The 26891-nt window shown below is 42.7% G+C and carries 23 protein-coding genes, 3 tRNA genes, 3 rRNA genes, 1 other RNA gene and 1 other annotated feature; of the genes, 25 read left to right on the forward strand and 5 right to left on the reverse strand.

Features of this window, described 5'->3' with window-relative positions; all coding sequences use genetic code 11:
* Positions 1 to 99: 99 nt before the first annotated feature.
* Together guaB and MKY83_RS00075 are read left to right on the forward strand one after the other, a co-directional pair.
* The gene (guaB, locus tag MKY83_RS00070; protein WP_003218109.1) at positions 100 to 1566 is read left to right on the forward strand and encodes an IMP dehydrogenase; all 1467 of its coding nucleotides are present in this window, start codon (positions 100 to 102) and stop codon (positions 1564 to 1566) included.
* A gap of 160 nt (positions 1567 to 1726) precedes the next feature.
* On the forward strand, positions 1727 to 3052 hold the full coding sequence (locus MKY83_RS00075; protein WP_044140453.1) for a D-alanyl-D-alanine carboxypeptidase family protein: 1326 nt from the start codon (positions 1727 to 1729) through the stop codon (positions 3050 to 3052).
* A gap of 38 nt (positions 3053 to 3090) precedes the next feature.
* Here the strand turns inward: MKY83_RS00075 and MKY83_RS00080 are convergent, their stop codons facing one another.
* Complete coding sequence (locus MKY83_RS00080; RefSeq protein WP_106067748.1) at positions 3091 to 4569, reverse strand: PLP-dependent aminotransferase family protein; 1479 nt, start codon at positions 4567 to 4569, stop codon at positions 3091 to 3093.
* Between the two features lie 245 nt (positions 4570 to 4814).
* Between MKY83_RS00080 and pdxS the strand changes: the two genes are divergently transcribed.
* The 5 genes from pdxS to MKY83_RS00105 all read left to right on the forward strand — a co-directional run bounded on the left by pdxS (position 4815) and on the right by MKY83_RS00105 (position 9059).
* Positions 4815 to 5699, forward strand: coding sequence for a pyridoxal 5'-phosphate synthase lyase subunit PdxS (gene pdxS, locus MKY83_RS00085; RefSeq protein WP_044140451.1), 885 nt, complete (start codon positions 4815 to 4817; stop codon positions 5697 to 5699).
* Between the two features lie 20 nt (positions 5700 to 5719).
* A complete protein-coding gene (pdxT, locus tag MKY83_RS00090; RefSeq protein WP_050945825.1) occupies positions 5720 to 6310 on the forward strand; it encodes a pyridoxal 5'-phosphate synthase glutaminase subunit PdxT in 591 nt (196 codons plus the stop codon).
* Between the two features lie 53 nt (positions 6311 to 6363).
* Positions 6364 to 6580 (forward strand) — a binding site (T-box leader).
* Positions 6581 to 6629: 49 nt separating this feature from the next.
* Positions 6630 to 7904 (forward strand): serine--tRNA ligase, encoded by a 1275-nt coding sequence (serS, locus tag MKY83_RS00095; protein ID WP_106067747.1) that lies wholly within the window; start codon positions 6630 to 6632, stop codon positions 7902 to 7904.
* Between the two features lie 102 nt (positions 7905 to 8006).
* Entirely contained in the window at positions 8007 to 8837 is an 831-nt protein-coding gene (locus MKY83_RS00100; RefSeq protein WP_003218096.1) for a methyl-accepting chemotaxis protein, read from the forward strand.
* A gap of 129 nt (positions 8838 to 8966) precedes the next feature.
* A tRNA-Ser gene (locus tag MKY83_RS00105) sits at positions 8967 to 9059 on the forward strand.
* Between the two features lie 88 nt (positions 9060 to 9147).
* Here the strand turns inward: MKY83_RS00105 and MKY83_RS00110 are convergent.
* The 4 genes from MKY83_RS00110 to MKY83_RS00125 all read right to left on the reverse strand — a co-directional run bounded on the left by MKY83_RS00110 (position 9148) and on the right by MKY83_RS00125 (position 12408).
* Positions 9148 to 9807, reverse strand: a complete 660-nt coding sequence (locus tag MKY83_RS00110) for a deoxynucleoside kinase (protein ID WP_003218104.1) — start codon at positions 9805 to 9807, stop codon at positions 9148 to 9150.
* On the reverse strand, positions 9804 to 10427 hold the full coding sequence (locus MKY83_RS00115; protein ID WP_044140447.1) for a deoxynucleoside kinase: 624 nt from the start codon (positions 10425 to 10427) through the stop codon (positions 9804 to 9806). Before MKY83_RS00115 ends, MKY83_RS00110 begins: the two co-directional genes overlap by 4 nt.
* A gap of 79 nt (positions 10428 to 10506) precedes the next feature.
* Entirely contained in the window at positions 10507 to 11808 is a 1302-nt protein-coding gene (locus tag MKY83_RS00120) for a glycoside hydrolase family 18 protein (RefSeq protein ID WP_044140446.1), read from the reverse strand.
* Positions 11809 to 11853: 45 nt separating this feature from the next.
* On the reverse strand, positions 11854 to 12408 hold the full coding sequence (locus MKY83_RS00125; protein ID WP_065097772.1) for an isochorismatase family cysteine hydrolase: 555 nt from the start codon (positions 12406 to 12408) through the stop codon (positions 11854 to 11856).
* A 79-nt stretch (positions 12409 to 12487) separates the two neighbouring features.
* Between MKY83_RS00125 and tadA the strand changes: the two genes are divergently transcribed.
* The 18 genes from tadA (at position 12488) to MKY83_RS00215 (ending at position 26890) form a co-directional block, all read left to right on the forward strand.
* The gene (gene tadA, locus MKY83_RS00130) at positions 12488 to 12964 is read left to right on the forward strand and encodes a tRNA adenosine(34) deaminase TadA (protein ID WP_044140444.1); all 477 of its coding nucleotides are present in this window, start codon (positions 12488 to 12490) and stop codon (positions 12962 to 12964) included.
* 76 nt (positions 12965 to 13040) lie between these two features.
* An RNA gene (gene ffs / locus MKY83_RS00135) (signal recognition particle sRNA large type) lies at positions 13041 to 13305 on the forward strand.
* 329 nt (positions 13306 to 13634) lie between these two features.
* A complete protein-coding gene (dnaX, locus tag MKY83_RS00140) occupies positions 13635 to 15347 on the forward strand; it encodes a DNA polymerase III subunit gamma/tau (RefSeq protein ID WP_065097771.1) in 1713 nt (570 codons plus the stop codon).
* Positions 15348 to 15373: 26 nt separating this feature from the next.
* Entirely contained in the window at positions 15374 to 15697 is a 324-nt protein-coding gene (locus tag MKY83_RS00145) for a YbaB/EbfC family nucleoid-associated protein (protein WP_008342011.1), read from the forward strand.
* Between the two features lie 15 nt (positions 15698 to 15712).
* The gene (gene recR / locus MKY83_RS00150; RefSeq protein WP_003218094.1) at positions 15713 to 16309 is read left to right on the forward strand and encodes a recombination protein RecR; all 597 of its coding nucleotides are present in this window, start codon (positions 15713 to 15715) and stop codon (positions 16307 to 16309) included.
* A gap of 18 nt (positions 16310 to 16327) precedes the next feature.
* Positions 16328 to 16552: a YaaL family protein gene (locus MKY83_RS00155; RefSeq protein ID WP_003218088.1), complete on the forward strand. Its 225-nt coding sequence runs from the start codon at positions 16328 to 16330 to the stop codon at positions 16550 to 16552.
* Between the two features lie 66 nt (positions 16553 to 16618).
* A complete protein-coding gene (locus MKY83_RS00160) occupies positions 16619 to 16882 on the forward strand; it encodes a pro-sigmaK processing inhibitor BofA family protein (protein WP_106067746.1) in 264 nt (87 codons plus the stop codon).
* 276 nt (positions 16883 to 17158) lie between these two features.
* A 16S ribosomal RNA gene (locus tag MKY83_RS00165) occupies positions 17159 to 18707 on the forward strand.
* 95 nt (positions 18708 to 18802) lie between these two features.
* Positions 18803 to 18879 (forward strand) — tRNA-Ile (locus MKY83_RS00170).
* Between the two features lie 14 nt (positions 18880 to 18893).
* Positions 18894 to 18969: transfer RNA gene (locus MKY83_RS00175), tRNA-Ala, on the forward strand.
* A 98-nt stretch (positions 18970 to 19067) separates the two neighbouring features.
* Positions 19068 to 21998: ribosomal RNA gene (locus MKY83_RS00180) — 23S ribosomal RNA — on the forward strand.
* Between the two features lie 61 nt (positions 21999 to 22059).
* Positions 22060 to 22175, forward strand: a 5S ribosomal RNA gene (gene rrf / locus MKY83_RS00185).
* The 16S, 23S and 5S rRNA genes sit together here with 2 tRNA genes alongside, the layout of an rRNA operon.
* Positions 22176 to 22346: 171 nt before the next feature.
* Positions 22347 to 22538 (forward strand): sigma factor G inhibitor Gin, encoded by a 192-nt coding sequence (locus MKY83_RS00190; protein WP_044140383.1) that lies wholly within the window; start codon positions 22347 to 22349, stop codon positions 22536 to 22538.
* Between the two features lie 128 nt (positions 22539 to 22666).
* Positions 22667 to 23281 (forward strand): 5-bromo-4-chloroindolyl phosphate hydrolysis family protein, encoded by a 615-nt coding sequence (locus tag MKY83_RS00195; protein ID WP_106067705.1) that lies wholly within the window; start codon positions 22667 to 22669, stop codon positions 23279 to 23281.
* Positions 23282 to 23300: 19 nt separating this feature from the next.
* The gene (locus MKY83_RS00200; protein WP_065097672.1) at positions 23301 to 24359 is read left to right on the forward strand and encodes a toxic anion resistance protein; all 1059 of its coding nucleotides are present in this window, start codon (positions 23301 to 23303) and stop codon (positions 24357 to 24359) included.
* A 77-nt stretch (positions 24360 to 24436) separates the two neighbouring features.
* On the forward strand, positions 24437 to 25846 hold the full coding sequence (locus MKY83_RS00205) for an aminotransferase class I/II-fold pyridoxal phosphate-dependent enzyme (protein ID WP_106067704.1): 1410 nt from the start codon (positions 24437 to 24439) through the stop codon (positions 25844 to 25846).
* The gene (gene tmk / locus MKY83_RS00210) at positions 25843 to 26481 is read left to right on the forward strand and encodes a dTMP kinase (RefSeq protein ID WP_106067703.1); all 639 of its coding nucleotides are present in this window, start codon (positions 25843 to 25845) and stop codon (positions 26479 to 26481) included. The genes MKY83_RS00205 and tmk overlap by 4 nt, the downstream gene beginning before the upstream one ends.
* Positions 26482 to 26560: 79 nt before the next feature.
* Positions 26561 to 26890 carry a cyclic-di-AMP receptor gene (locus MKY83_RS00215; RefSeq protein ID WP_012008640.1) on the forward strand — a complete coding sequence of 110 codons (330 nt, stop codon included), beginning with the start codon at positions 26561 to 26563 and terminating at the stop codon, positions 26888 to 26890.
* Position 26891: the final 1 nt, after the last annotated feature.

A 26891-nucleotide genomic window follows, 5' to 3' on the forward strand; every position in this document is an offset into this window, starting at 1 on the left:
ATTTTCTAAAAATTGCAACTGTTTGTTGCTTCCTTGACATGCTGTTTGCTAGTTGATAATCTACATATAATATTTTGCCGAAAAGAGGGGGATTTACTAATGTGGGAAAGTAAATTTTCAAAAGAAGGTTTGACGTTTGACGATGTTTTGCTTGTTCCAGCTAAGTCTGAAGTACTTCCGCGAGATGTCGATTTATCAGTTGAGTTAACAAGCACATTAAAACTAAACATTCCAATTATCAGTGCAGGAATGGACACGGTGACTGAATCACAAATGGCGATTGCAATGGCACGTCAAGGTGGTCTTGGTATCATTCATAAGAACATGTCTATAGAGCAACAAGCAGAACAAGTGGATAAAGTAAAACGTTCAGAGCGCGGCGTTATTACAAATCCATTCTTCTTAACACCTGAGCATCAAGTATTTGATGCAGAGCACCTAATGGGTAAGTACCGTATTTCAGGTGTACCGATTGTAAATAACATAGAAGATCAAAAGCTTGTTGGTATTATTACGAACCGTGACCTTCGTTTTATTTCGGATTATTCAATGAAGATTAGCGATGTGATGACAAAAGAGGAACTTGTGACAGCTTCAGTAGGTACGACGTTAGAAGAAGCTGAAAAAATTCTACAGCAATATAAAATTGAAAAATTACCTCTTTTAGATGACGAAGGAACGTTAAAAGGTCTCATCACCATCAAAGATATTGAAAAAGTGATCGAATTCCCTAACTCCTCTAAAGATGCACATGGCCGTTTAATTGTTGGTGCCGCTGTTGGTGTCACTGGCGATACAATGACTCGTGTGAGAAAATTAGTCGAAGCCAATGTGGATGTCGTTGTCATTGATACTGCTCATGGACATTCACAAGGTGTTCTAAACACTGTATCGAAAATCCGTGAAACGTATCCTTCTCTTAATATCATTGCTGGTAATGTTGCAACAGCCGAAGCAACAAAAGCATTGTTTGAAGCAGGAGCAGATATTGTGAAAGTCGGTATCGGACCAGGATCTATTTGTACAACACGTGTTGTTGCAGGTGTTGGTGTACCACAAATCACAGCGATCTATGACTGTGCAACAGAAGCAAGAAAACATGGTAAAGCTATTATTGCAGATGGTGGAATTAAATATTCAGGTGATATCGTAAAAGCTCTAGCATCTGGTGGACATGCTGTAATGCTTGGAAGCCTTCTAGCTGGTACATCTGAAAGCCCAGGGGATACAGAAATTTTCCAAGGTAGACGCTTCAAAGTTTATCGCGGTATGGGTTCAGTCGCTGCAATGGAAAAAGGAAGTAAAGATCGTTACTTCCAAGAAGATAATAAAAAATTCGTTCCAGAAGGTATTGAAGGCCGTACACCATACAAAGGACCAGTCGTTGATACAGTGTATCAACTCGTTGGCGGTATCCGTTCTGGTATGGGCTATTGTGGAACGCAGGACTTACGCTCACTTAGAGAAGATGCACAGTTCATTCGCATGACTGGTGCAGGACTTCGTGAGAGTCATCCACATGATGTACAAATTACAAAAGAATCACCAAACTACACAATTTCTTGATAAATTGTGACAATCAAATTACATTTGACAGGGTCTATGACTCTGTCTATTTTTTTTGTCTTTATTGTGATAAAATTTATACTGTTGTGTTGAAATAAGCCCTTGTGGATTAAATATATATGAAATATGTCGAAAAAAGATGATAACGGAGGTATGACGATTGAACAGCAAGATATTGAAACAGCTTATGGTCTCTATCCTTGCACTGGCATTGATTGTGACAGCATTTACACCAATGTCCAAAGCAAAAGCAGCTGAAGATCCATTCAATGTGAATGCGAAAGCAGCGATCCTAATTGAAGCTTCTACAGGTAAGATTCTTTATAGTAAAAACGCAGAGCAAAGACTGCCTATTGCAAGTATGGCAAAGATGATGACAGAGTATCTATTACTAGAGGCGATTGCTGAAGGCAAAGTGAAATGGGATCAAACGTATACGCCAGATGATTATGTATACGAAATTTCTCAGGACCGCAGTTTATCAAACGTTCCTTTGAGAAAAGATGGCTCGTATACAGTGAAAGAACTTTATCAAGCAACGGCTATTTATTCCGCAAATGCAGCAGCAATTGGCTTAGCAGAAGTGATTGCTGGATCAGAATCGAAGTTCGTTGAAAAAATGAACGCAAAAGCGAAAGAATTAGGTTTAACAAACTACAAATTCGTGAATGCAACTGGACTAGAAAATAAAGACTTACATGGCAAACAGCCAAAAGGTACAGGTCCTGATGAAGAAAGTGAAGTATCTGCGAAAGATATGGCATTGCTTGCACAGCATCTCATCAAAGACCACCCAGAAATTCTTGAAACATCAAGTATTGCGAAAACAAAGTTCAGAGAAGGCACAGATGATGAAATGGACATGCCTAACTGGAACTTCATGCTTAAAGGACTTGTGAAGGAATATAAAGGTGTAGACGGTCTGAAAACAGGTTCTACAGATTCAGCTGGTTCTAGCTTCACAGGTACCGCTAAACAAGGTGACATGCGTGTCATCGCAGTGATCTTGAATGCAAAAGGTAATCTTCATACAGCACGTTTTGACGTGGCGAAAAAACTGTTCGATTATGCGTTTAAAAACTTCACGATGAAAGAAATGTACAAAAAAGGTCAACAGATCAAAGGACATGAAAACATCGAAGTCGACAAAGGTAAAGACAAAGAAGTACCTGTCGTTACGAAAGAAGCTTTCTCTGTGCCAGTAAAAAATGGCGACGAAAAGAGCTTTAAAGCAAAAGTAAATATCGAGAAAACGAAACTAGAAGCTCCTATTAAAAAAGGAACGAAGGTTGGCATGCTGACGACTTCTTATTCAGGTGATGAGAAGGACTACGGCTATTTGAATAAAGATCAATCAGGTGTTGAGCTTATAACGAAAACAGGCGATGAAAAAGCAAACTGGTTCATCCTTGCAATGCGTAGTGTAGGTGGATTCTTCGCTGGCATTTGGGGCGGAATCGTTGACACAGTTAAAGGTTGGTTCTAATAAAAAACTGCTCTCTATGCATGAGAGCAGTTTTTTTATTAAAAGAAAAGCGATTGTTTGTGATTTTGAGGAGTGGACAAGGCTTGCTGAAAAATACCACATAACTTTTCCACTCCCTCGGTCAGTGCCTTTTCATTCACATAAGAAAAGCTGAGGCGGATATAGTTTTGCTTCGGCTCTCCAGGATAGCACACAGAGCCAGGCAGAAAGGTGATTTGCTGCTTACGTGCCTCATGCAGAAGTGCACGTGTATCGACCCAGGAAGGAAAGCTAAGCCACAAATTGAGCCCACCCTGAGGAATTTGCCACGTCACATCTTTTGGTGCATGCTTCGTTAATACATTTATCATTAAATCACGTCTCACCATCAAGGCGGTTCTCAACTTTTTCGTATGATCAATCATTTTCTTTGAAGTCAGAAATGGCAGAATGGCTTTTTGTGTGAGAAGAGGGCTGCCTAAATCATTATTGGCCTTTGCAGCTAATAAACGATTAAATATCGAGCCTGAAGCAGTAATAATCCCAATTCTGCATCCTGGAGCAAGTGTTTTACTTAAACCTCGTAAATAAATGACGTGTCCATCATGATCCAGACTTTTGATAGGTGCTGGCGGCTTCTTTTCGAAATAAAGCTCACGATAAGGATCATCCTCTACAATAAGACAATCAATACTTTGAGCCAGTAAGAGAAGTTGTTTTCTGCGTTTCATTGACATACTGGCGCCTGTTGGACTGTGAAAAGTAGGAATCGTGTAGATGAGCTTTGGTTTATATTTATCACAAATGCTTTGAAGCTGCTTCATGTTCATTCCTTCATGATCAACCGGGACTGTAATAATTCTTGCCCCTCTCCCCATAAAGACATCAATGGCGCCTGGATAGGTCGGTGCTTCCATGACAACTACATCATCAGGACCGATAAACGCACGTGCAACCAGATCAAGCCCTTGCTGAGAACCACTAGTTACAAGGATATTCTCAGGAGTAGAAGGCACATCTAGCTTTTCTAAAAAAGACTGAATGACCTGCCGAAGCTGAAGATCCCCTTGAATTTCCCCATACTTTGACATGATTTGAGGATGTCTCGCTAGGACATGCTGCATTTCTTTTTCTAAATAACGGTTTGGCAAAAGCCCTGGATCGATCATAGAGGAAGAAAGGTTGATCGCTTCTTCGACATAGTGATACTGAGCAAATTGAGACCGTGGTAAATAATCCGGAATGGATAACTGCCAATCAAAAGAGGTAGATGATGGAACCGGAATCTCTGACTGCTTTTGCAACTCATCCACAAACGTTCCTTTTCCTTGCACAGTCGTTAAATATCCGTCGTCCTTCAGCCGAGTGTATGCCTTTGCTGCCGTGACAAGACTCACATTCAGCTGCTTTGCTAAATCACGTACAGTTGGCAGCTTATCTCCCTGCTGAAGCAAACCTGATTGGATATGATCAATGATTGAAAAGTAAATCTGATTTGAAAGCGATGTATCAGAATGTCGATGGATATCAATATGCATGAGATACCTCCATTGAGTGCAAAATTGTTATACATGAATTTGAATTGTTATAGTTGCATTATAGCATGTAAATGACACCTCAAAGGAAAAATGACATATTTTCAGCAGGGAATCATTTATATAAAAGGGTATAAGCTTATTTGTCGGCGGATTGAATTGTTATACTATTCTCTTTATTGTTATACTACCTCACTTGTATGATAAAGGGGTAAATCAATCGAATTGACAAATGGGAGGAAACTATTGTGAGCAATAAGGGAACTGAACGAGTGAAACGTGGAATGGCAGAAATGCAAAAGGGTGGCGTCATTATGGATGTCGTCAATGCTGAACAGGCAAAGATCGCAGAAGAAGCAGGTGCGGTGGCAGTTATGGCACTAGAACGCGTACCAGCTGATATCCGTGCAGCCGGCGGTGTTGCCCGTATGGCAGACCCAAGAATCGTAGAGGAAGTACAAAATGCAGTAACGATTCCAGTCATGGCAAAAGCACGTATCGGCCATATCGTCGAGGCTCGTGTTCTTGAAGCACTTGGTGTTGATTATATCGATGAGAGTGAAGTGCTGACGCCCGCAGATGAGGAATTCCATTTAAATAAAAATGAATACACAGTACCTTTTGTCTGTGGTTGCCGTGATTTAGGTGAAGCAACCCGCCGTATCGCAGAAGGCGCTTCTATGCTTCGCACAAAAGGAGAGCCTGGGACAGGCAACATTGTAGAAGCTGTCCGTCATATGAGAAAGGTCAATGCTCAGATTCGTAAAGTAGCAGCAATGAGTGAAGATGAACTGATGACAGAAGCGAAGAACCTGGGAGCACCGTATGATTTATTGCTTCAAATCAAAAAAGACGGCAAGCTCCCAGTTGTTAACTTTGCAGCGGGAGGCGTTGCGACACCAGCAGATGCTGCGTTAATGATGCAGCTTGGAGCAGACGGTGTATTTGTTGGATCTGGTATTTTTAAATCAGACAATCCAGCGAAATTTGCAAAAGCAATTGTTGAAGCAACGACTCACTTCACAGATTACCGTCTCATTGCAGAGCTTTCAAAAGAGCTTGGAACAGCCATGAAAGGAATTGAAATCTCAAATCTACTGCCAGAAGAGCGTATGCAAGAGCGTGGCTGGTAATTAAGGGAGCGCAAACGAACATGCTAACAATTGGTGTACTAGGGCTTCAAGGAGCCGTGAGAGAGCATATTCAATCGATTGAAGCTTGCGCTGCAGAAGGGAAGATCATCAAACGAGCAGAAGAGCTAGCATCTGTTGACGGTCTTATTATCCCTGGTGGAGAAAGCACGACGATGAGAAGACTCATGGATACGTACCAATTTATTGAACCGATCAAAGCGTTCGCTGCAGAAGGGAAACCGATTTTCGGGACCTGTGCCGGTTTGATTATGCTGGCAAAGCATATAGAAGATCGAGACGATGCTCATCTTGGACTGTTAAATGTATCTGTTGCACGGAATTCATTTGGCAGACAGGTAGACAGCTTTGAAGCAGATTTAGAAGTAAAAGGACTGGATGCGCCGTTTACAGGAGTGTTCATCCGTGCGCCTCATATCATCAGTGCAGATGAGAGTGTAGACATCATGGCTGAATATGATGGCAGGATTGTGATGGCGAAGGAAAACAATATCTTAGGCTGTTCTTTTCATCCAGAGCTGACAGACGACCACCGGTTAACACAACTGTTTGTTGAAATGGTGAAGTCCTATAAAACGAAGCTCGCTGTATAAAACGGTTGAAAAGAGATAAAACTTATAGTACATTAAAATCACAATCAAAGATCGAAAAAGCGTTGACGGGAAATAGTAAGAAGCCCCTCTTTCTCAGAGAGCCGATGGTTGGTGCGAATCGGTGAAAGATGCAGTCTGAATCCATCCTTGAGCGAAATGCTGAAACACGAGAAGTAAGCATTTACGGTGATACCGTTACAGAGGAAAGAGGAAAGCATGCTTCTGCATGTTTTCAATCAGGGTGGCAACGCGAGAGCTCTCGTCCCTTTCATGGGATGAGGGCTCTTTTTATTTTTCGATAAAAAAAGGAGTGTTACACATGCTGGATATTAAACAACTGCGCACGGACTTTGATCAAATCAAAGAAAAATTAGCACACCGAGGCGAAGATTTAGCAGATTTTGATAAGTTTGGTGAGCTGGATCAAAAAAGAAGAGAATTAATCGGAAAAACAGAAGAATTAAAGAGCCGAAGAAATGAAGTATCACAGCAAGTGGCTGTTCTAAAAAGAGAAAAGAAAGACGCCGATCACATTATTCAAGAAATGCGTGAGGTAGGAGATGAGATTAAGAAGCTGGATGATGAGCTAAGAACAGTAGAAGAAAGCTTGCAGCATATTCTATTCTCTATTCCGAATATCCCTCATGACACTGTACCCGTTGGGGAAACAGAAGATGACAACGTGGAAGTGAGAAAATGGGGCGAACAGCCGGCATTCTCATTTGAGCCAAAGCCACATTGGGACGTAGCGGATGAGTTAGATATTCTAGATTTTGAACGTGCAGGAAAAGTGACAGGAAGCCGTTTCGTTTTTTATAAAGGGCTTGGCGCACGCTTAGAGCGCGCACTGTATAACTTCATGCTCGATTTACATGTGGATGAGTTTGGTTTTACTGAAGTGATTCCACCTTATATGGTTAACAGAGCAAGCATGACAGGAACTGGTCAGCTTCCAAAGTTCGAAGAGGATGCCTTTAAAATTCGAGAAGAAGATTACTTCCTCATTCCAACGGCTGAAGTGCCAATCACCAACATGCACCGTGACGAAATCCTTGAAGATGAACAGCTGCCAATCAATTATGCAGCATTCAGTGCTTGCTTTAGATCAGAGGCTGGATCTGCCGGCAGAGATACACGCGGACTCATCCGTCAGCATCAATTTAATAAGGTAGAGCTTGTGAAATTTGTTAGACCTGAAGATTCTTATGAAGAATTAGAGAAACTAACAAATCAAGCAGAAAAAGTCCTACAGCTATTAAACCTGCCATACCGTGTCATGAGCATGTGTACGGGAGATTTAGGATTCACGGCTGCGAAAAAATACGATATCGAAGTATGGATTCCGAGCCAAGATACGTATCGTGAAATTTCTTCTTGCAGTAACTTTGAAGCATTCCAAGCAAGACGTGCAAACATTCGATTCCGTCCAGAGCCTAAAGCCAAGCCAGAGCATGTGCACACATTAAATGGATCTGGTTTAGCAGTAGGAAGAACCGTGGCGGCCATTTTAGAAAACTATCAACAAGAGGACGGCACTGTGATCATTCCTGAAGTACTGCGTCCTTATATGGGAAATAAAGAAGTAATGAAATAAGATGCCGCTATGGCATCTTTTTTCTTTTTACCAAAAGTCCTACAGTTTTCCTAAATTTAGCCGATAGAAATACTAAAAGCTTCTAGGAAAGAAGGAATAACCTTGAATAGGCTTGACTATTATGTTGAAATGGCTCAATTAATTAGAAAAGTTCTAGATGAAAGTATCCTTTTCGGCATCACTGATACAGAGAAGGTGCTTTGTTACTATCCGTCTAAAACAATAGATTTTGGCATGAAGGTTGGGGACCCATTGAACCCAGAAGACCAAAACGTGGCGACGACATTAAGAGGACAAGAATATGACGGTCATTTACCAGAGTCTTTATATGGTTATGAAATTGCAGTAAAAGGTTACCCGATTTTTGATGAAAATAGAAAAGTAATTGGCTCTTTTTTAGTGGCTTTTTCACATCATCGTGAAAAGAAATTAAGCGGTTATATGGAGCATATCAATGATGTAGCGAAAGAACTTCAAAGTGGAATTGAGCAAATTGCTGCGCATTCACAAGAGCTGGCTGCCACAAGTTTAGAAATAAGCGAACAGGCAGGAAGAGCGGAAGAGAAATCTGCAAATATTGAAGAAGTCGTCAAAACCATTGGCGGGATTGCTAGACAAACCAACTTGCTAGGGCTAAATGCTGCAATTGAAGCAGCAAGAGCAGGAGAGAATGGAAAAGGGTTTGCTGTCGTGGCTGATGAAGTTCGTAAATTATCAGATGGATCAAAGGAAGCGGCTGAAACCATTAATACCTTCTTAAAAGAGATCCAAGACAGCATTGGCACTTTGTCTGAAAACATCTCACAAATCAGCAGTTCAACAAATGAACAAGCAAAACAAGTGACAGACTTTACGAAAATTATTGAATCATTAAATGAGTTTAAAGAAGAGATGAATCATTTTATTGAAGAGATTAGACAGGATACAAAATAGATCAAGAGCAGCCGTCGATGGCTGCTTTTTTATGGGCAGATTCTCATACCAAAATAACTTATTGAAATTTTTTTCGAAAAGATGTTGACTTGAAATAAAACGATATGGTATATTAATTCTTGTCGATACGGAGGAATACCCAAGTCCGGCTGAAGGGATCGGTCTTGAAAACCGACAGGGGTGTCAAAGCCCGCGGGGGTTCGAATCCCTCTTCCTCCGCCATATTGATTTTTTACCTTAGTTGAATTGAAACGCAAGCATAAAAATTGGAATTGTCAAACCGCTGCATTCGCGAAATGCAGCGGTTTTTTTATTTTGTTTTAGAGCGATTTTTTTGAATAACAGAAGCTATTTCATGAAGAATGGGATCAAGTGAGCTTTCATCATGAAGTAAGTCATAATCTTCAATGTTAATTTTAATCACTGGACATAAATCGAATTGTTCGATCCATTCCGTGTATCGCGTGTACATTTCTTCCCAATAGGCTCGATCCGTTTGAGTTTCCATCTCTCTGCCGCGTTCCTCAATACGATGTAAAATATGATCTAAATCCCCGTGTAAATAGATGAGAACATCAGGGTGAGGGAAGTAAGGTGTCATCACCATCGCCTCGAATAGACTCGTATACGTTTCATAATCTACTTCAGACATCGTACCTTTGTCCGCATGCATTTTTGCGAAAATGCCTGTGTCCTCATAAATTGAACGATCTTGCACATATCCTCCACCAGATTCAAAAATCCGTTTTTGCTCCTTAAAACGCTCAGCTAGGAAATAGACCTGTAAATGGAAGCTCCATCTTTGGAAATCTGAATAAAAGGGCTCTAAGTATGGGTTATCATCTACTTTTTCAAGAGAGGTTTGAAAGCCAAGCTTGTCCGCTATTGTTTTAGTCATAGTTGATTTTCCGACACCAACAGTCCCGGCGATTGTGATCACTGCATCCTTTGGTATTTCGATATTGTTCATAGCACTTGCTCCTTTATGTTCTGTACAATTTGCTGGTAATCTTGCTGTGAGGAAACGAAGTCTGTATGATCTCCTTCAATTGTAATGATAGGAAGCCCTGGGTCAGTCTGTTTTAAATGCTCAATGGCCAGCTCATAATCTTCAATGAGTGTTTTTAAATAAGCCGGGTCAATGTCTTCTTCAAAAGAGCGTCCTCTCATCTGTATTCTTTCAAGTAAGGTAGGAAGGCTGGCTTTTATATAGATGATGGCATTTGGTTTAGGAAGATCATCTGTTAGCAGGTGATAGATCTTTCTGTATTTGTCCATGTGCTTTTTTGATAATGTTCTTTCTGCAAATATCATATTTTTATAGACATGATAATCAGTGACAATCGGCTGCTGTTGATTCACATAGTTTTCTTGAATAGATTCTAATTGTTTGAACCGATTGCATAAAAAGAACATCTCAAGCTGAAAGCTCCATTGTTCCATATCTTCATAAAATTTATCTAAGAATGGATTTTCTTCTACAATCTCTTTTACTAAAGGAAATTGAAATTCCTTCGCAAGCATTGTAGCCAAAGTTGTTTTTCCGGCTCCAATTGGGCCTTCCACTGCAATAAAAGGGGCAGGATACATAGGCGTTCTCCTCTATCTATAAAGTTGTCAAACCAATGTATATTGTACCATACCCCTTCCGAGAGATAGAGCGAACGGATTACGATGTCGTTCTTTTTTCAATATTAAATTGATCGGATAATAAGAGCCAATTTTGAGGGAAGGATAGACCTAATTTCCAATAAGCAATTCCGTTCAAGTTTAACTCTTTGATGAGGTTGAACTTTGCTTGAATTGATCTAGCATCTTCGAACCATACCTCGTGCTCTTTATTATTGGCATCTGTATAACGAAAATAAGGTGCTTGTGCTGTTTCGTCATATAGAATGGAGGCATTATTACTTCTAGCAATTGCAATCGCTTGTTGGGGACTGACAGCTTTAGCAATAGGGCCGCCTTGAACGTAAGGTAGCGTCCAATCATAGCCGTATAAGTTCTGGCCCATAACAATTTTATTGGCTGGCATAACGGTCAGTGCATATTCAATGACTTGGCGGACAGGTCCAATGGGAGAGACTGCTTGCGCAGGGCCGCCGCTGTATCCCCATTCGTAGGTCATTAATACAACATGATCGACGATCTTCCCAATGGCTTCATAGTCATGAGCTTCATACCATTTTCCCTTTTGCTGACTACTTGTTTTAGGGGCAAGCGCAACAGATATTGTCCATCCTTCTTGATGGAAGCGGGTTGTTGCCTCTCTTAAAAATTGAATGTAAGCATCTTTATCAGCGGGACGTAAATATTCAAAATCAAAATGGATTTCTTTTAATTGATACTTTTTTGCAACACGAACGATTTCATTTAAAAATGTGGCTTTGACAGATTGGTTATTCAAAAGAATTCGCCCAAGTTCATCACTGAATTTATCATTCTCTAGGTTAGTCACCACCATGGATAAAACGGTTCTGCTCTGAGCGGCTATTTGAGGTAGCTGATCTAACGGTGGTTCTTTCAGTGTTCCATCTCTTTGCGCTTGAAAACTAAAGGCGCCTAAATGCGTTAAATATGGAGAGGCCTCTCTAGCTGCTTGTTTTAAGTTTTCACTGACTTGATTTCCCCGTGGTTCAATGTAAGCATTCGAATTAATGTTCCTCTTAGGTCTTTGAGGAATATAGAGCAAGAAGCGAATAGGAAGTATCGCTTCAGGCCGTATTCTATTCACACGTGCCAACTCTTCCACTGAAATTCGAAATCGTCTTCCAATTTGATAAAGTGTGTCATTTTGTTTGACCTCATAAAATTGTCCTCTAATTGGAATGACAATTGTTTGTCCAATGACGAGTTGATTTGGTGTTTCAATATCGTTGGTACGGATGATTTCATTGACTGTTGTTTTAAAACGCATGGCAATTTCGTTTAAAGTATCTCCTCTTTTGACAACATAAATTTGAATAGTCAACGCCCCCTTTGTTATTGCTAACAATTTATGAGGGTTATGGATAAATCATGTTTGATTTTCATTCGTGATCTCTTTAGCAGTGGTGATTTTTGCTAGTAGAACGTTCTCCATCATCGTTAAAGCGTATTCGTTGTCTCTGTCGTCATTTGATGCGATACAATCTTTAGGTACAATTAAGTTGTATTCTCGCATGTATGCGTCATTTGCAGTGAACAGAACGCAAATGTTTCCTGCAATTCCGGTCAAAATGATGTCTTGCACACCTAATTCATTTAAGAGTGTCTCTAATGCAGTTCCATAGAAGGCAGAATGCTTCGGTTTAATTAAGAAGTAATCATCTTTAGATGGTGCCATTTTCTCTAAAATAGGGGCGCTTCTTTCATTTTTACATGTTTCCATCACAGCTTGAATATCAGCCTTCCAGAGACCATAGTGGTCGTTGATATAGATAATCGGCCAATTTTCCTTGAAAGCATGATCTTTAAGAGCTAAAATCTTATTGGTCATTTGCTCTGTTTTATCAGCGAGCACATGTCCCATTTCAAAATCAAAATTATTAATCATGTCGATAATAAGCAGTGCCTTTTGGTGCTTTGACAAAGTAAGACCCCCTTTAAAAGATTGTGCTAATATGTTAACCTCAATATCCTTTTAAAAAACATGAAAAGAGAGCCGTGCTATGACGAGAGATGAACAGTTTATGCAAGAAGCTATTTCTGAAGCCTTAAAAGCAGAACAAATAGGAGAAGTACCAATCGGTGCCATCATCGTTGTTGATGACCAAATTGTGAGCCGAGCTCATAATTTAAGGGAAACAGAGCAGCGTTCAATTGCACATGCAGAATTACTTGCCATTGATGAAGCGTGTAAAACGGCTGGAAGCTGGCGTTTAGAGGATGCTGTACTTTATGTGACGCTTGAACCATGTCCTATGTGTGCGGGAGCGATTGTCCTTTCTAGAGTGAAAAAGGTCGTTTTCGGTGCATACGATCCAAAAGGTGGATGTGCAGGTACTTTAATGAATTTACTGGATGATGAACGGTTCAATCATCAGTCTGAAGTCATTGGTGGTGTACTTGAAAATGAGTGTGGTGAGCTGTTAAGTCAGTTCTTCCGAAATCTCCGTCAGCGAAAGAAACAAGCCAAAAGTAAATGAATGGATGTCGTTTGCAATTTCGGCTATAAGAAGGTATACTTATGTCTGCGTCACTAACAATTTAATATTCATTTTGCCGTGCTAAGCGGGGAGGTAGCGGTGCCCTGTACTCGCAATCCGCTCTAGCGAGGCCGAATCCCTTCTCAAGGTTCGTTTACTTCAAGGTCTGCCTTAAATAAGTGGTGTTGACGTCTGGGTCCTGCGCAATGGGAATTCATGAACCATGTCAGGTCCGGAAGGAAGCAGCATTAAGTGAAACCTCTCATGTGCCGCAGGGTTGCCTGGGCCGAGCTAACTGTTTAAGTAACGCTTGGGGTAGCGAATCGACAGAAGGTGCACGGTAAATCAATATTAAATGTAACTCATCTAGTTAATCTAGGTGAGTTTTTTGTTGCTGTTTAAAGAATAGCTCAGCTGCTTTGTTTATACAAATAGCCAAAAAATCTTTTTAGAGTCTTTTGTTTTTTTATTAATCATGATGAGAACTAGTGTTCTTTATGGTGTAGCAGATCAATTCGAAAATCTAGAAAAAAGGTTTTTGATTCATAGAAAGTAGAAAATCTATAGTTGAAATCATCATTTTCGTTTATTAGAAAATAAAGGTGTGCTTTTGAATTGATCGGTGCATCATGTATAATAAAAAAGATGATAAATGGAGGAGGGCGTATTTGTGAGTTATCAAGCTTTGTATCGAGTGTTCAGACCTCAAGTTTTTGAGGATGTTGTTGGACAAGAACACATCACAAAAACGTTGCAAAATGCCCTTTTGCAGAAGAAGTTTTCTCATGCTTACTTATTTTCAGGTCCTAGAGGAACAGGTAAAACAAGTGCTGCTAAAATCTTTGCGAAGGCAGTGAACTGTGAAAAGTCACCTGTGAGTGAACCTTGTAATGAATGTGATGCCTGTAAAGGGATTACTAACGGCTCGATTTCAGATGTGATCGAAATAGATGCTGCCTCAAACAACGGGGTAGATGAAATCCGTGATATACGTGATAAAGTGAAATTTGCTCCTTCGGCGGTTACATATAAGGTTTATATTATAGATGAAGTACATATGCTCTCTATCGGGGCGTTTAATGCCCTCCTTAAAACGTTAGAGGAGCCGCCCGCTCATTGTATCTTTATTTTGGCTACCACAGAGCCTCATAAGATTCCTCTTACCATCATATCTCGTTGCCAGAGATTTGATTTTAAACGAATCACAACAAAAGATATTGTTGGAAGAATGCAGAAAATTGTAGATGCAGAAAGCCTAAATGTACAAGAGGGCTCGCTCGAGATTATCGCTAGTGCAGCTGATGGCGGTATGCGTGATGCACTAAGCCTCTTAGATCAAGCAATTTCATTTAGTGGTGAGCAACTGACAATTGATGATGCGCTGCTCATTACAGGAGCTGTTTCTCAGCAATTCATTAGTCAGCTAGCCGAAGCAATTTTTGATCAAAATATTGCTGTGGCGTTAGATACCTTAAATGAATTACTTCAGCAGGGGAAAGATGCTGCTAAATTAATAGAGGACATGATTTTTTATTTTAGAGATATGCTGCTTTATAAAACAGCACCAGATCTGGAAGGGGTCCTTGAAAAGGTAAAGGTCGATGAAAATTTCGTGACGCTTTCGGATCGTGTGACACCTCAATTTCTATATGAAACAATTGAAGTGCTGAATAAAAGTCACCAAGAAATGAAATGGACGAATCATCCAAGGATTTTCTTTGAGGTAGCTGTTGTCAAGCTATGTCAGTCAACGGCTGGAATACCACAAGCTCATGCTAACGCTGATTTAACGGCGCTAACGGATAAAATAGATAGGTTGGAACAGGAGCTATCTAGGATAAAAGCTGAGGGTGTGCCAATGTCTCATTCTCATCATCCTCAAGAAAAAAAGGAAGCACCTCGACCACAAACGAGTAACAAAAATGGATACCGTGCACCTGTCGGTCGAATTCACGAGATTCTAAAAGAGGCAAAACGTCCAGAGCTAGAAAAAATTAAAGGTAAATGGGGAGAACTCCTTGCCCACTTGAAACTGCAGAATAAGGTGTCTCACGCTGCACTATTAACGGATAGTGAACCAGTTGCTGCTGCTACTCATGCCTTTGTTTTAAAATTCAAGTTTGAAATACATTGTAAAATGGTTGCTGAAGATAAAAGTGGTGTTCGAACCAACCTTGAGCAGCTACTAGAGTCTATGTTAGGGAAAAGAGTGGAATTAGTTGGCGTTCCTGACGCTCAATGGGGTAAAATAAGAGAAGAATTTTTAAGAGATCATCAGCCAGATGAACAGGCAGATGGTCAGGGGACTCCTGCTGAAGAGGATCCATTGATTGCAGAAGCAGAGAAGTTAGTAGGAACCGATTTAATTGAAATTAAAGATTAATAAAAATGAAAGAGAGTGGTGTTCATATGCGTGGTGGAATGGGAAATATGCAAAAAATGATGAAACAAATGCAAAAAATGCAAAAGGATATGGCTAAGGCTCAAGAAGAGCTTGCAGAAAAAGTCCTTGAAGGTACAGCTGGTGGCGGTATGGTCACTGTAAAAGTAAATGGACAAAAAGAAGTTGTCGATGTAGCAATCAATGAAGAAGTTGTTGATCCAGAAGATATCGATATGCTTCAAGATCTTGTACTTGCAGCGACAAACGATGCATTGAAAAAAGTTGATGAGTTAACAAATGAAACAATGGGTCAATTCACAAAAGGAATGAACATGCCAGGTTTATTCTAGGAGGAATAACTGAAGATGCAATATCCTGAACCAATATCAAAGCTGATTGACAGCTTTATGAAATTGCCAGGAATCGGACCGAAAACTGCGGTCCGTCTGGCTTTTTTTGTTCTTAGTATGCAGGAAGATGTCGTACTAGATTTCGCGAAGGCGCTTGTTAACGCAAAGCGTAATTTAACTTATTGCTCGGTATGCGGCCATATCACAGATCAAGATCCTTGCTATATTTGTGAAGATACAAGAAGAGATCAATCTGTTATCTGTGTAGTACAAGATCCAAAAGATGTGATCGCGATGGAAAAGATGAAAGAATACAACGGCTTATATCATGTACTTCATGGTGCTATTTCGCCAATGGATGGCATTGGTCCAGAGGATATTAAAATTCCTGATCTGTTAAAAAGATTGCAAGACGATCAAGTGACAGAGGTAATCCTTGCAACGAATCCAAACATTGAAGGAGAGGCTACAGCCATGTATATCTCTAGATTGTTGAAACCATCAGGAATTAAACTCTCTCGTATTGCTCACGGACTACCAGTAGGTGGAGACTTAGAGTATGCGGATGAAGTCACACTGTCTAAAGCTCTAGAGGGCAGACGTGAGATGTAGGAAGGAGAAGTACGGTACATGGGTTTTCTTCGCAGAAAATCAATTCGAAAAGAATTCGATGAGAAATTAATTCAACAGCTTTTTAAGCAAAAGGAAGAATGGAACAGACAAAAAAAGCTTGTCGCAAATAGCGTTGAGCCTTCACCGGACATTCTATTCGAATTAAAGCTTGCTCAAGCGAAGTACTTTTTCTATCTAAGAGAAGCGAAAAAGAGGAATTTACGTTTAAACAACTGGAGATAGCAGGTCTATTTTACATAGTCCTCTCATATGCTTGTACTATTCATATGAAGAGGAGATGAGAGGATTATGGAACCTGTTATTGTGATCGGGTCAATTTTGCTTGCTGTACTATTGTTGTTTATGTCAGGTGTTCAAGCGAACCCCATCAAATGGTTAGGGCTGATCGGAATAAAGTTTGTGGCAGGTGCTCTTTTTTTATTTTCCCTCAATCTATTTGGTGAGAGTCTAGGATTACATGTCTCTATTAACCCTGTAACAAGTGGAATCAGTGGTTTATTGGGCATCCCAGGCGTAGCAGCTTTAGTCGTAATTGAAAAATTTATTATTTAATGAAAAATATTATTGACTTTGATTCTGTATGGTGGTAAATTAATATACGTCGCTGATGACGAAGAAACGAAAAAACATGATAACAAAAAAGTTGTTGACATTAACAATTTAAATGTGGTATGATGTTCTAGTCGCTTCTGAAGCGGTAAACAAGTTCTTTGAAAACTAAACAAGACAAAACGTACCTGTTAATTCGAGTTTTTATAAAAAAATCCTATGAAACATCATAGGTAGTCAGTCAAACGCTGACGAAAAACAAAACTTCGGTTTTGTACTTTTTCGGAGAGTTTGATCCTGGCTCAGGACGAACGCTGGCGGCGTGCCTAATACATGCAAGTCGAGCGAACAGAAGGGAGCTTGCTCCCGGATGTTAGCGGCGGACGGGTGAGTAACACGTGGGTAACCTGCCTGTAAGACTGGGATAACTCCGGGAAACCGGAGCTAATACCGGATAGTTCCTTGAACCGCATGGTTCAAGGATGAAAGACGGTTTCGGCTGTCACTTACAGATGGACCCGCGGCGCATTAGCTAGTTGGTGGGGTAATGGCTCACCAAGGCGACGATGCGTAGCCGACCTGAGAGGGTGATCGGCCACACTGGGACTGAGACACGGCCCAGACTCCTACGGGAGGCAGCAGTAGGGAATCTTCCGCAATGGACGAAAGTCTGACGGAGCAACGCCGCGTGAGTGATGAAGGTTTTCGGATCGTAAAGCTCTGTTGTTAGGGAAGAACAAGTGCGAGAGTAACTGCTCGCACCTTGACGGTACCTAACCAGAAAGCCACGGCTAACTACGTGCCAGCAGCCGCGGTAATACGTAGGTGGCAAGCGTTGTCCGGAATTATTGGGCGTAAAGGGCTCGCAGGCGGTTTCTTAAGTCTGATGTGAAAGCCCCCGGCTCAACCGGGGAGGGTCATTGGAAACTGGGAAACTTGAGTGCAGAAGAGGAGAGTGGAATTCCACGTGTAGCGGTGAAATGCGTAGAGATGTGGAGGAACACCAGTGGCGAAGGCGACTCTCTGGTCTGTAACTGACGCTGAGGAGCGAAAGCGTGGGGAGCGAACAGGATTAGATACCCTGGTAGTCCACGCCGTAAACGATGAGTGCTAAGTGTTAGGGGGTTTCCGCCCCTTAGTGCTGCAGCTAACGCATTAAGCACTCCGCCTGGGGAGTACGGTCGCAAGACTGAAACTCAAAGGAATTGACGGGGGCCCGCACAAGCGGTGGAGCATGTGGTTTAATTCGAAGCAACGCGAAGAACCTTACCAGGTCTTGACATCCTCTGACAACCCTAGAGATAGGGCTTTCCCTTCGGGGACAGAGTGACAGGTGGTGCATGGTTGTCGTCAGCTCGTGTCGTGAGATGTTGGGTTAAGTCCCGCAACGAGCGCAACCCTTGATCTTAGTTGCCAGCATTTAGTTGGGCACTCTAAGGTGACTGCCGGTGACAAACCGGAGGAAGGTGGGGATGACGTCAAATCATCATGCCCCTTATGACCTGGGCTACACACGTGCTACAATGGACAGAACAAAGGGCTGCGAGACCGCAAGGTTTAGCCAATCCCATAAATCTGTTCTCAGTTCGGATCGCAGTCTGCAACTCGACTGCGTGAAGCTGGAATCGCTAGTAATCGCGGATCAGCATGCCGCGGTGAATACGTTCCCGGGCCTTGTACACACCGCCCGTCACACCACGAGAGTTTGTAACACCCGAAGTCGGTGAGGTAACCTTTATGGAGCCAGCCGCCGAAGGTGGGACAGATGATTGGGGTGAAGTCGTAACAAGGTAGCCGTATCGGAAGGTGCGGCTGGATCACCTCCTTTCTAAGGATATATGGAGCAGTGTGCGTTTTCGTCTTGTTTAGTTTTGAAGGAACTTGCAAAAGATCCTACAACATCATATCTTCGATATGAAAGATGGGCCTGTAGCTCAGCTGGTTAGAGCGCACGCCTGATAAGCGTGAGGTCGGTGGTTCGAGTCCACTCAGGCCCACCATCTTCTATTAAATCGGGGCCTTAGCTCAGCTGGGAGAGCGCCTGCCTTGCACGCAGGAGGTCAGCGGTTCGATCCCGCTAGGCTCCACCAACGTGTTCTTTGAAAACTAGATAACAATAAGTAATACATTCACATTGAATGCAATGCAAAGTTCATCACACATAGTGATTCTTTCTAAAGTAAGAAATGGTTAAGTTAGAAAGGGCGCACGGTGGATGCCTTGGCACTAGGAGCCGATGAAGGACGGGACGAACACCGATATGCTTCGGGGAGCTGTAAGCAAGCTTTGATCCGGAGATTTCCGAATGGGGAAACCCACTGCTCGTAATGGAGTAGTATCCATACTTGAATACATAGAGTATGAGAAGGCATACCCGGGGAACTGAAACATCTAAGTACCCGGAGGAAGAGAAAGCAAATGCGATTCCCTGAGTAGCGGCGAGCGAAACGGGAACAGCCCAAACCAAGAGGCTTGCCTCTTGGGGTTGTAGGACACTCTATACGGAGTTACAAAGGAACGATATAAGCGAAGAGGTCTGGAAAGGCCCGCCAAAGAAGGTAACAGCCCTGTAACTGAAATGTTGTTCTCTCCAGAGTGGATCCTGAGTACGGCGGAACACGTGAAATTCCGTCGGAATCCGGGAGGACCATCTCCCAAGGCTAAATACTCCCTAGTGACCGATAGTGAACCAGTACCGTGAGGGAAAGGTGAAAAGCACCCCGGAAGGGGAGTGAAATAGATCCTGAAACCGTGTGCCTACAAGTAGTCAGAGCCCGTTAAAGGGTGATGGCGTGCCTTTTGTAGAATGAACCGGCGAGTTACGATCCCGTGCAAGGTTAAGCAGAAGATGCGGAGCCGCAGCGAAAGCGAGTCTGAATAGGGCGCATGAGTACGTGGTCGTAGACCCGAAACCAGGTGATCTACCCATGTCCAGGGTGAAGTTCAGGTAACACTGAATGGAGGCCCGAACCCACGCACGTTGAAAAGTGCGGGGATGAGGTGTGGGTAGGGGTGAAATGCCAATCGAACCTGGAGATAGCTGGTTCTCTCCGAAATAGCTTTAGGGCTAGCCTCAAGGTAAGAGTCTCGGAGGTAGAGCACTGATTGGACTAGGGGCCCCTACCGGGTTACCGAATTCAGTCAAACTCCGAATGCCGATGACTTATCCTTGGGAGTCAGACTGCGAGTGATAAGATCCGTAGTCGAAAGGGAAACAGCCCAGACCGCCAGCTAAGGTCCCAAAGTATACGTTAAGTGGAAAAGGATGTGGAGTTGCTTAGACAACCAGGATGTTGGCTTAGAAGCAGCCACCATTTAAAGAGTGCGTAATAGCTCACTGGTCGAGTGACTCTGCGCCGAAAATGTACCGGGGCTAAACGTATCACCGAAGCTGCGGACTGTTCTTACGAACAGTGGTAGGAGAGCGTTCTAAGTGCTGTGAAGTCAGACCGGAAGGACTGGTGGAGCGCTTAGAAGTGAGAATGCCGGTATGAGTAGCGAAAGACGGGTGAGAATCCCGTCCACCGAATGCCTAAGGTTTCCTGAGGAAGGCTCGTCCGCTCAGGGTTAGTCGGGACCTAAGCCGAGGCCGAAAGGCGTAGGCGATGGACAACAGGTTGATATTCCTGTACCACCTCCTCACCATTTGAGCAATGGGGGGACGCAGGAGGATAGGGTAAGCGCGGTATTGGATATCCGCGTCCAAGCAGTTAGGCTGGGAAATAGGCAAATCCGTTTCCCGTAAAGGCTGAGCTGTGATGGCGAGCGAAATTTAGTAGCGAAGTTCCTGATTCCACACTGCCAAGAAAAGCCTCTAGCGAGGTGAGAGGTGCCCGTACCGCAAACCGACACAGGTAGGCGAGGAGAGAATCCTAAGGTGATCGAGAGAACTCTCGTTAAGGAACTCGGCAAAATGACCCCGTAACTTCGGGAGAAGGGGTGCTTCTTAGGGTGTTAAAGCCCCGAGAAGCCGCAGTGAATAGGCCCAGGCGACTGTTTAGCAAAAACACAGGTCTCTGCGAAGCCGTAAGGCGAAGTATAGGGGCTGACGCCTGCCCGGTGCTGGAAGGTTAAGAGGAGCGCTTAGCGTAAGCGAAGGTGCGAATTGAAGCCCCAGTAAACGGCGGCCGTAACTATAACGGTCCTAAGGTAGCGAAATTCCTTGTCGGGTAAGTTCCGACCCGCACGAAAGGCGCAACGATCTGGGCACTGTCTCAACGAGAGACTCGGTGAAATTATAGTACCTGTGAAGATGCAGGTTACCCGCGACAGGACGGAAAGACCCCGTGGAGCTTTACTGCAGCCTGATATTGAATGTTGGTACAGCTTGTACAGGATAGGTAGGAGCCTTGGAAACCGGAGCGCTAGCTTCGGTGGAGGCATCGGTGGGATACTACCCTGGCTGTATTGACCTTCTAACCCGCTGCCCTTATCGGGCAGGGAGACAGTGTCAGGTGGGCAGTTTGACTGGGGCGGTCGCCTCCTAAAATGTAACGGAGGCGCCCAAAGGTTCCCTCAGAATGGTTGGAAATCATTCGCAGAGTGTAAAGGCACAAGGGAGCTTGACTGCGAGACCTACAAGTCGAGCAGGGACGAAAGTCGGGCTTAGTGATCCGGTGGTTCCGCATGGAAGGGCCATCGCTCAACGGATAAAAGCTACCCCGGGGATAACAGGCTTATCTCCCCCAAGAGTCCACATCGACGGGGAGGTTTGGCACCTCGATGTCGGCTCATCGCATCCTGGGGCTGTAGTCGGTCCCAAGGGTTGGGCTGTTCGCCCATTAAAGCGGTACGCGAGCTGGGTTCAGAACGTCGTGAGACAGTTCGGTCCCTATCCGTCGCGGGCGCAGGAAATTTGAGAGGAGCTGTCCTTAGTACGAGAGGACCGGGATGGACGCACCGCTGGTGTACCAGTTGTTCTGCCAAGGGCATCGCTGGGTAGCTATGTGCGGACGGGATAAGTGCTGAAAGCATCTAAGCATGAAGCCCCCCTCAAGATGAGATTTCCCATTCCGCAAGGAAGTAAGATCCCTGAAAGATGATCAGGTTGATAGGTCTGAGGTGGAAGCGTGGTGACACGTGGAGCTGACAGATACTAATAGATCGAGGACTTAACCTATATTCTAATGTGAAGCTTGAACATTGTTATCTAGTTTTGAGAGAACATTCTCTCCATCAGGTTTGGTGGCGATAGCGAAGAGGTCACACCCGTTCCCATACCGAACACGGAAGTTAAGCTCTTCAGCGCCGATGGTAGTTGGGGGTCTCCCCCTGTGAGAGTAGGACGCCGCCAAGCTTTTCTAAGGATCAGTTCCATAAGGAACTGGTCTTTTTTGTTTTTTAAGAAAAGGAACAAACACCCGATCTGACATGGATACATATACTAAACTACCATCTAAAACATTCTTAATTTTGTATACAATTGAAAGCGCTAGGGCATACTGAAGCTATAAGTGGAGGTGTCACAATGAGCATAAAAGAGCGAGAAGCGATTTGTTTGATTTGTGAAGAGAAAAAGACAAAGGGAATTTATTTATATCATCAGTTTTTGTGCCGCGACTGTGAGCGAAAGTTAATTTCTACATCGACCTCGGATCCTAGCTATTCCGATTATGTGAGAAAGCTTAAAAATCTTCATACGCCGCCTTTGTATTCATAGACCACTAGATGGTCTTTTTTTATGAGCTATGAAGGATTGGGCTTGTTTTTTGGAACTTAGTTTGGACATCATCCGTAATTCATAATAAGATAAACAGAGAGCCTGATTATTCATAGGAGTCGATGAACATGAAATCAATCTTTTATACATTTATATGGGCCATCCTCTCTACTTTTTTTTCGCTTGTGATTTTAACCGTCAGTATAGGGGTTTTCCATCATCATGCTGGATTATCGATACTGTATGCGATGATTGGGTGGGGCGTGATGTTTGTAGGGAGCAGATGGACTGCTTTCCAATTGTTTTTAAAGAAACACGGACTGTCTCGAAGTGATTATGTATATATCAAACAGCATTTAAAAGAAGCAGGACAAAAGCTTGTGCGTTTAAAAAAAGCTTTATTTGCTGTGAAAAACGTACAAACGATCAAATATAATTATGAAGTTTTTCGGCTTGCGCGACGAATCTATACAATAACAAAAAAAGAGCCTAATCGCTTTTATGATGCACAGCGTTTTTATTTTGAAAGCTTGGATTCTGTCGTTGAACTAACTGAGAAATATGCACTATTGTATAATCAGCCCAATCGTAGTCATGAGCTGGAAATGACATTGAGCCAAACCCGAGTGACATTGACAGAGCTGCAAAAGCAATTGACGAATGATTTGCAGCAAGTGTTAGGAAGAGATATAGAAGCTCTTCATATTGAGCTTGAAGTAGCTGATAAAATGATGAAGAAATAGATGAAAGGAGTCAAACTCGATGAAACCGGAAGATCACGCCACAACACCGCCTATCCCCAATACAGATCTTCAGTTTCGGGTGTTTGATACCTTATCTGATGAAGAGAAAAACGAAGCTGTGCAGCGAGCTCAGCAGATCCCTGAAAATCCGCAAAAGCTCCTTTTCTATGGTACACGTGTGCAGGAACGACTATTGGAACAATCACAACAGATGATGAAATATGTTGAGAAAAAAGATATTGATCAAATAGGAGACGTGCTGGAGGCCTTTTTGCAGCAGCTACATGTAGTGGAGCCTGAGGATTTAGTGCCAAAGAAACAGGGTTTTTTTTTGAAATGGTTTCAACGGGATAAGCGATCTACTCAGGAGATCATATCACGTTTTCAACATGCAAAATCACAGATCGAGAGATTGTCAGCAAGGCTTCGATATGCAAGAGGCGTATTAATCTCGGACCATATGTTATTAGAGCGTTTATTTGAAGAAAATCAAACATATTTACAAGAGATGACGATGCAGGTTGCCGCAGTTGAAGCGAAAATGACAACGTTAGAGCAGCAGCCTCTTTCAGAAACGCAACTTTCTGTTGAACGGACGTTAGAGGAGCAATTGATGAGTCAAGAAGTCAATGAAGAAGAGTATGTGGAGAGACTAAAGGAACGAAAGTATGATTTGCTGTTAAGCCGGCAAATTGCATTGCAATGTAATGCTCAAATTCGGATGATCCAGCATACGAATCATACATTGGCCAATCACATTCAATCAACTGTTTCAGCATCTATTCCTCTATGGATCAACCAAATGTCGATTGCATTAACGCATATTCAGCAGCGGGCCAATTCAGTTCTTGAGGACCGAATCCAAAAAACATATGAAAATGTATCGAAACAGCAGGGGCAGATTTTTGAAGAGGCATCTTTAGCCCCTATAGATACCTTGAAAAAGGTTCAACGTCAATTAGCTGAAACATTACAGGAAACGTTACAGGTGAAAGAGCATGGAAGCCAAGAGCGAGCTCAATTGAAAAGCAGTATGTATGAGGCAGAGCAGCAGTTGGCGAATCCAATAAAGGAATGAGAAACCATCTTTCGGTTCACTTGTTTGGACGTTATAATAGACTTAAGATATCGTTAAAGTGAAAAGGGTCGATTTGTTTGAGAACACCTTTATATACAGCATTAGCACAGCATGCGGAAAAGAAGCCTTATTCTTTTCACGTTCCAGGACATCACAATGGAGATGTCTTTTTTGATGAGGCACGGTCTCACTATGCTTCAATCCTTCAATTGGATGTGACGGAGCTTGAAGGCCTAGATGATCTTCATCACCCGACTGGGGTCATCCAAGAGGCAGAACATTTATTGACTAAGCTATATGGTTCAGATCAAAGCTTCTTCCTTGTGAATGGTACAACAGTCGGAAATTTGGCGATGGTGATGACAGCATGCCGCACGGGAGACGAGATTTTTGTTCAGCGTAATTGCCATAAGTCTGTCTTTCATGCGATCGAGCTTGCAGGGGCAACGCCTATTCTGATAGACGCTGAGATAGACGCACACTTGCACGTTCCAACACATGTGACGGAAGATATAGTGAGAAAAGCCATAGCAAGACATCCTCATTGCCGGGCAATCGTTTTGACTTATCCGAACTACTACGGACATGCAGCTGATTTATCAAAGCTGATTCACATGTGTCATGAAGCAGGAATGGTTGTTTTGGTTGATGAGGCACATGGTGCGCATTTTGTATTAGGCGGTGCCTTTCCTCTATCTGCTCTTTCCTATGGAGCGGACGTGGTGGTACAATCAGCACATAAAACCCTTCCGGCAATGACGATGGGTTCCTATCTTCATCTTCAAGGGGACCGAATCGATGCGAAGCGTTTGAAAACCTTGCTCACGATGCTTCAAAGTAGTTCGCCCTCTTATCCAATTATGGCCTCATTAGATGTAGCAAGAGCTTATGTCGAGGAGATCAAAGGAAAAGGGACATTGGATGTAATCATGAAAGAACTGACAGAGCTGAAAGATCAGTTCAACCGTCTGACCCATCTTGAAGTGGTTGAACCTGACTCGCTACATTCCGATCCTTTAAAATGCGTCATTCGATCAACAAAAGGACTGACTGGTTACGAACTAAAGCAGGTGCTTGAATCAGTGGATGTTCATCCAGAGCTTGCGGACGAACATCAGGTTTTACTTGTACTTAGCTTAGAACAGAGGAAGGACGTCCCTTTCAAGCGGATCGAGCAGGCTCTTAAGCAAAGTGATTCATTGCTCAAAGGAAAAAAATATACCCAAAATGAGACGGTATCTATTGAGACTGATGAACAAAATCAAGATATAGAGGCTGTCCCATTTGAACATGCAGCAGGCCGGATGAGTGCAGAATCCATTATTCCCTATCCACCTGGAATTCCTTTGATGATTAAGGGAGAGCGTATTGAAAAAGAACAAATTGAAGCGTTAAGCCGTTTGCTTGGTCACGAGGTTCATATTCAAGCAAGTCAGGTCATTCATCAGAGAAAATTATATGTTTATATAGAAGAGGAGACACTATGAGCGGTATGTTTATTACGTTTGAAGGGCCAGAGGGTGCCGGAAAAACGACAGTGATACGAAAAGTGTACGAAGAAATGGAACGTCAAGGATATGCAGTGATGGCGACACGCGAGCCGGGTGGCATTGACATTGCTGAGCAGATCCGTGAAGTCATTTTAAATGAAAAAAATACAAAAATGGACGCGAAAACAGAGGCATTGCTGTATGCAGCAGCAAGAAGGCAGCATTTGGCTGAAAAGGTAGAACCGGCATTGCAGCGCGGAGAGACAGTCTTGTGTGATCGTTTTGTTGATAGCTCTCTTGCTTATCAAGGCTATGCGAGAGGGCTTGGAATTGACCAAGTCAGATCAATTAACGACTTTGCTATTAATGGCACGATGCCGCAAATGACGATTTACTTTTCCATTACACCTGAGGAAGGGCTAAAGCGAATTCACGCCAATCAAGGAAGAGAAAAGAATCGATTAGACATGGAGACGCTGAATTTCCACCAGTTGGTCAGAGAAGGCTATGAACTACTTATTGCGCAATCACCAGAACGATTCCATGTAGTGGATGCTTCTCAGCCGATGCAAAATGTTTATGAAGAAGTACTTCGAGTGATTCAGGACACATTAAAGAAAAATCAAATATGACCTCATTCCCAATCGTTGTTATAATATAGAGGAAGACATCGGCATGTCACCTGTGCCTAAAACAAAGGAGGCCAATCAAATGAAATTAATTGTTGCCGTTGTACAGGACCAAGATAGCAGCAAGTTGTTGAAAATATTGACTGAACATCAATTCGGCGTGACAAAATTAGCTTCAACTGGTGGGTTTTTAAAGTCTGGGAATACGACTTTTATCATTGGTTGTGATGATGTCCGAGTGGATAAAGCATTGCAGCTTATAAAAGAAAATTGCCGCAAACGTGATCAAATGATTGCACCTGTATCTCCAATGGGTGGTAACGCAGATTCATATGTACCATACCCTGTTGAGGTTGAAGTTGGTGGAGCTACTGTCTTTATTCTGCCAGTTGAACAATTTCATCAATTCTAAG

This window comes from Bacillus sp. FSL M8-0266 (assembly GCF_038613425.1).
Lineage (GTDB): Bacteria > Bacillota > Bacilli > Bacillales > Bacillaceae > Bacillus > Bacillus pumilus.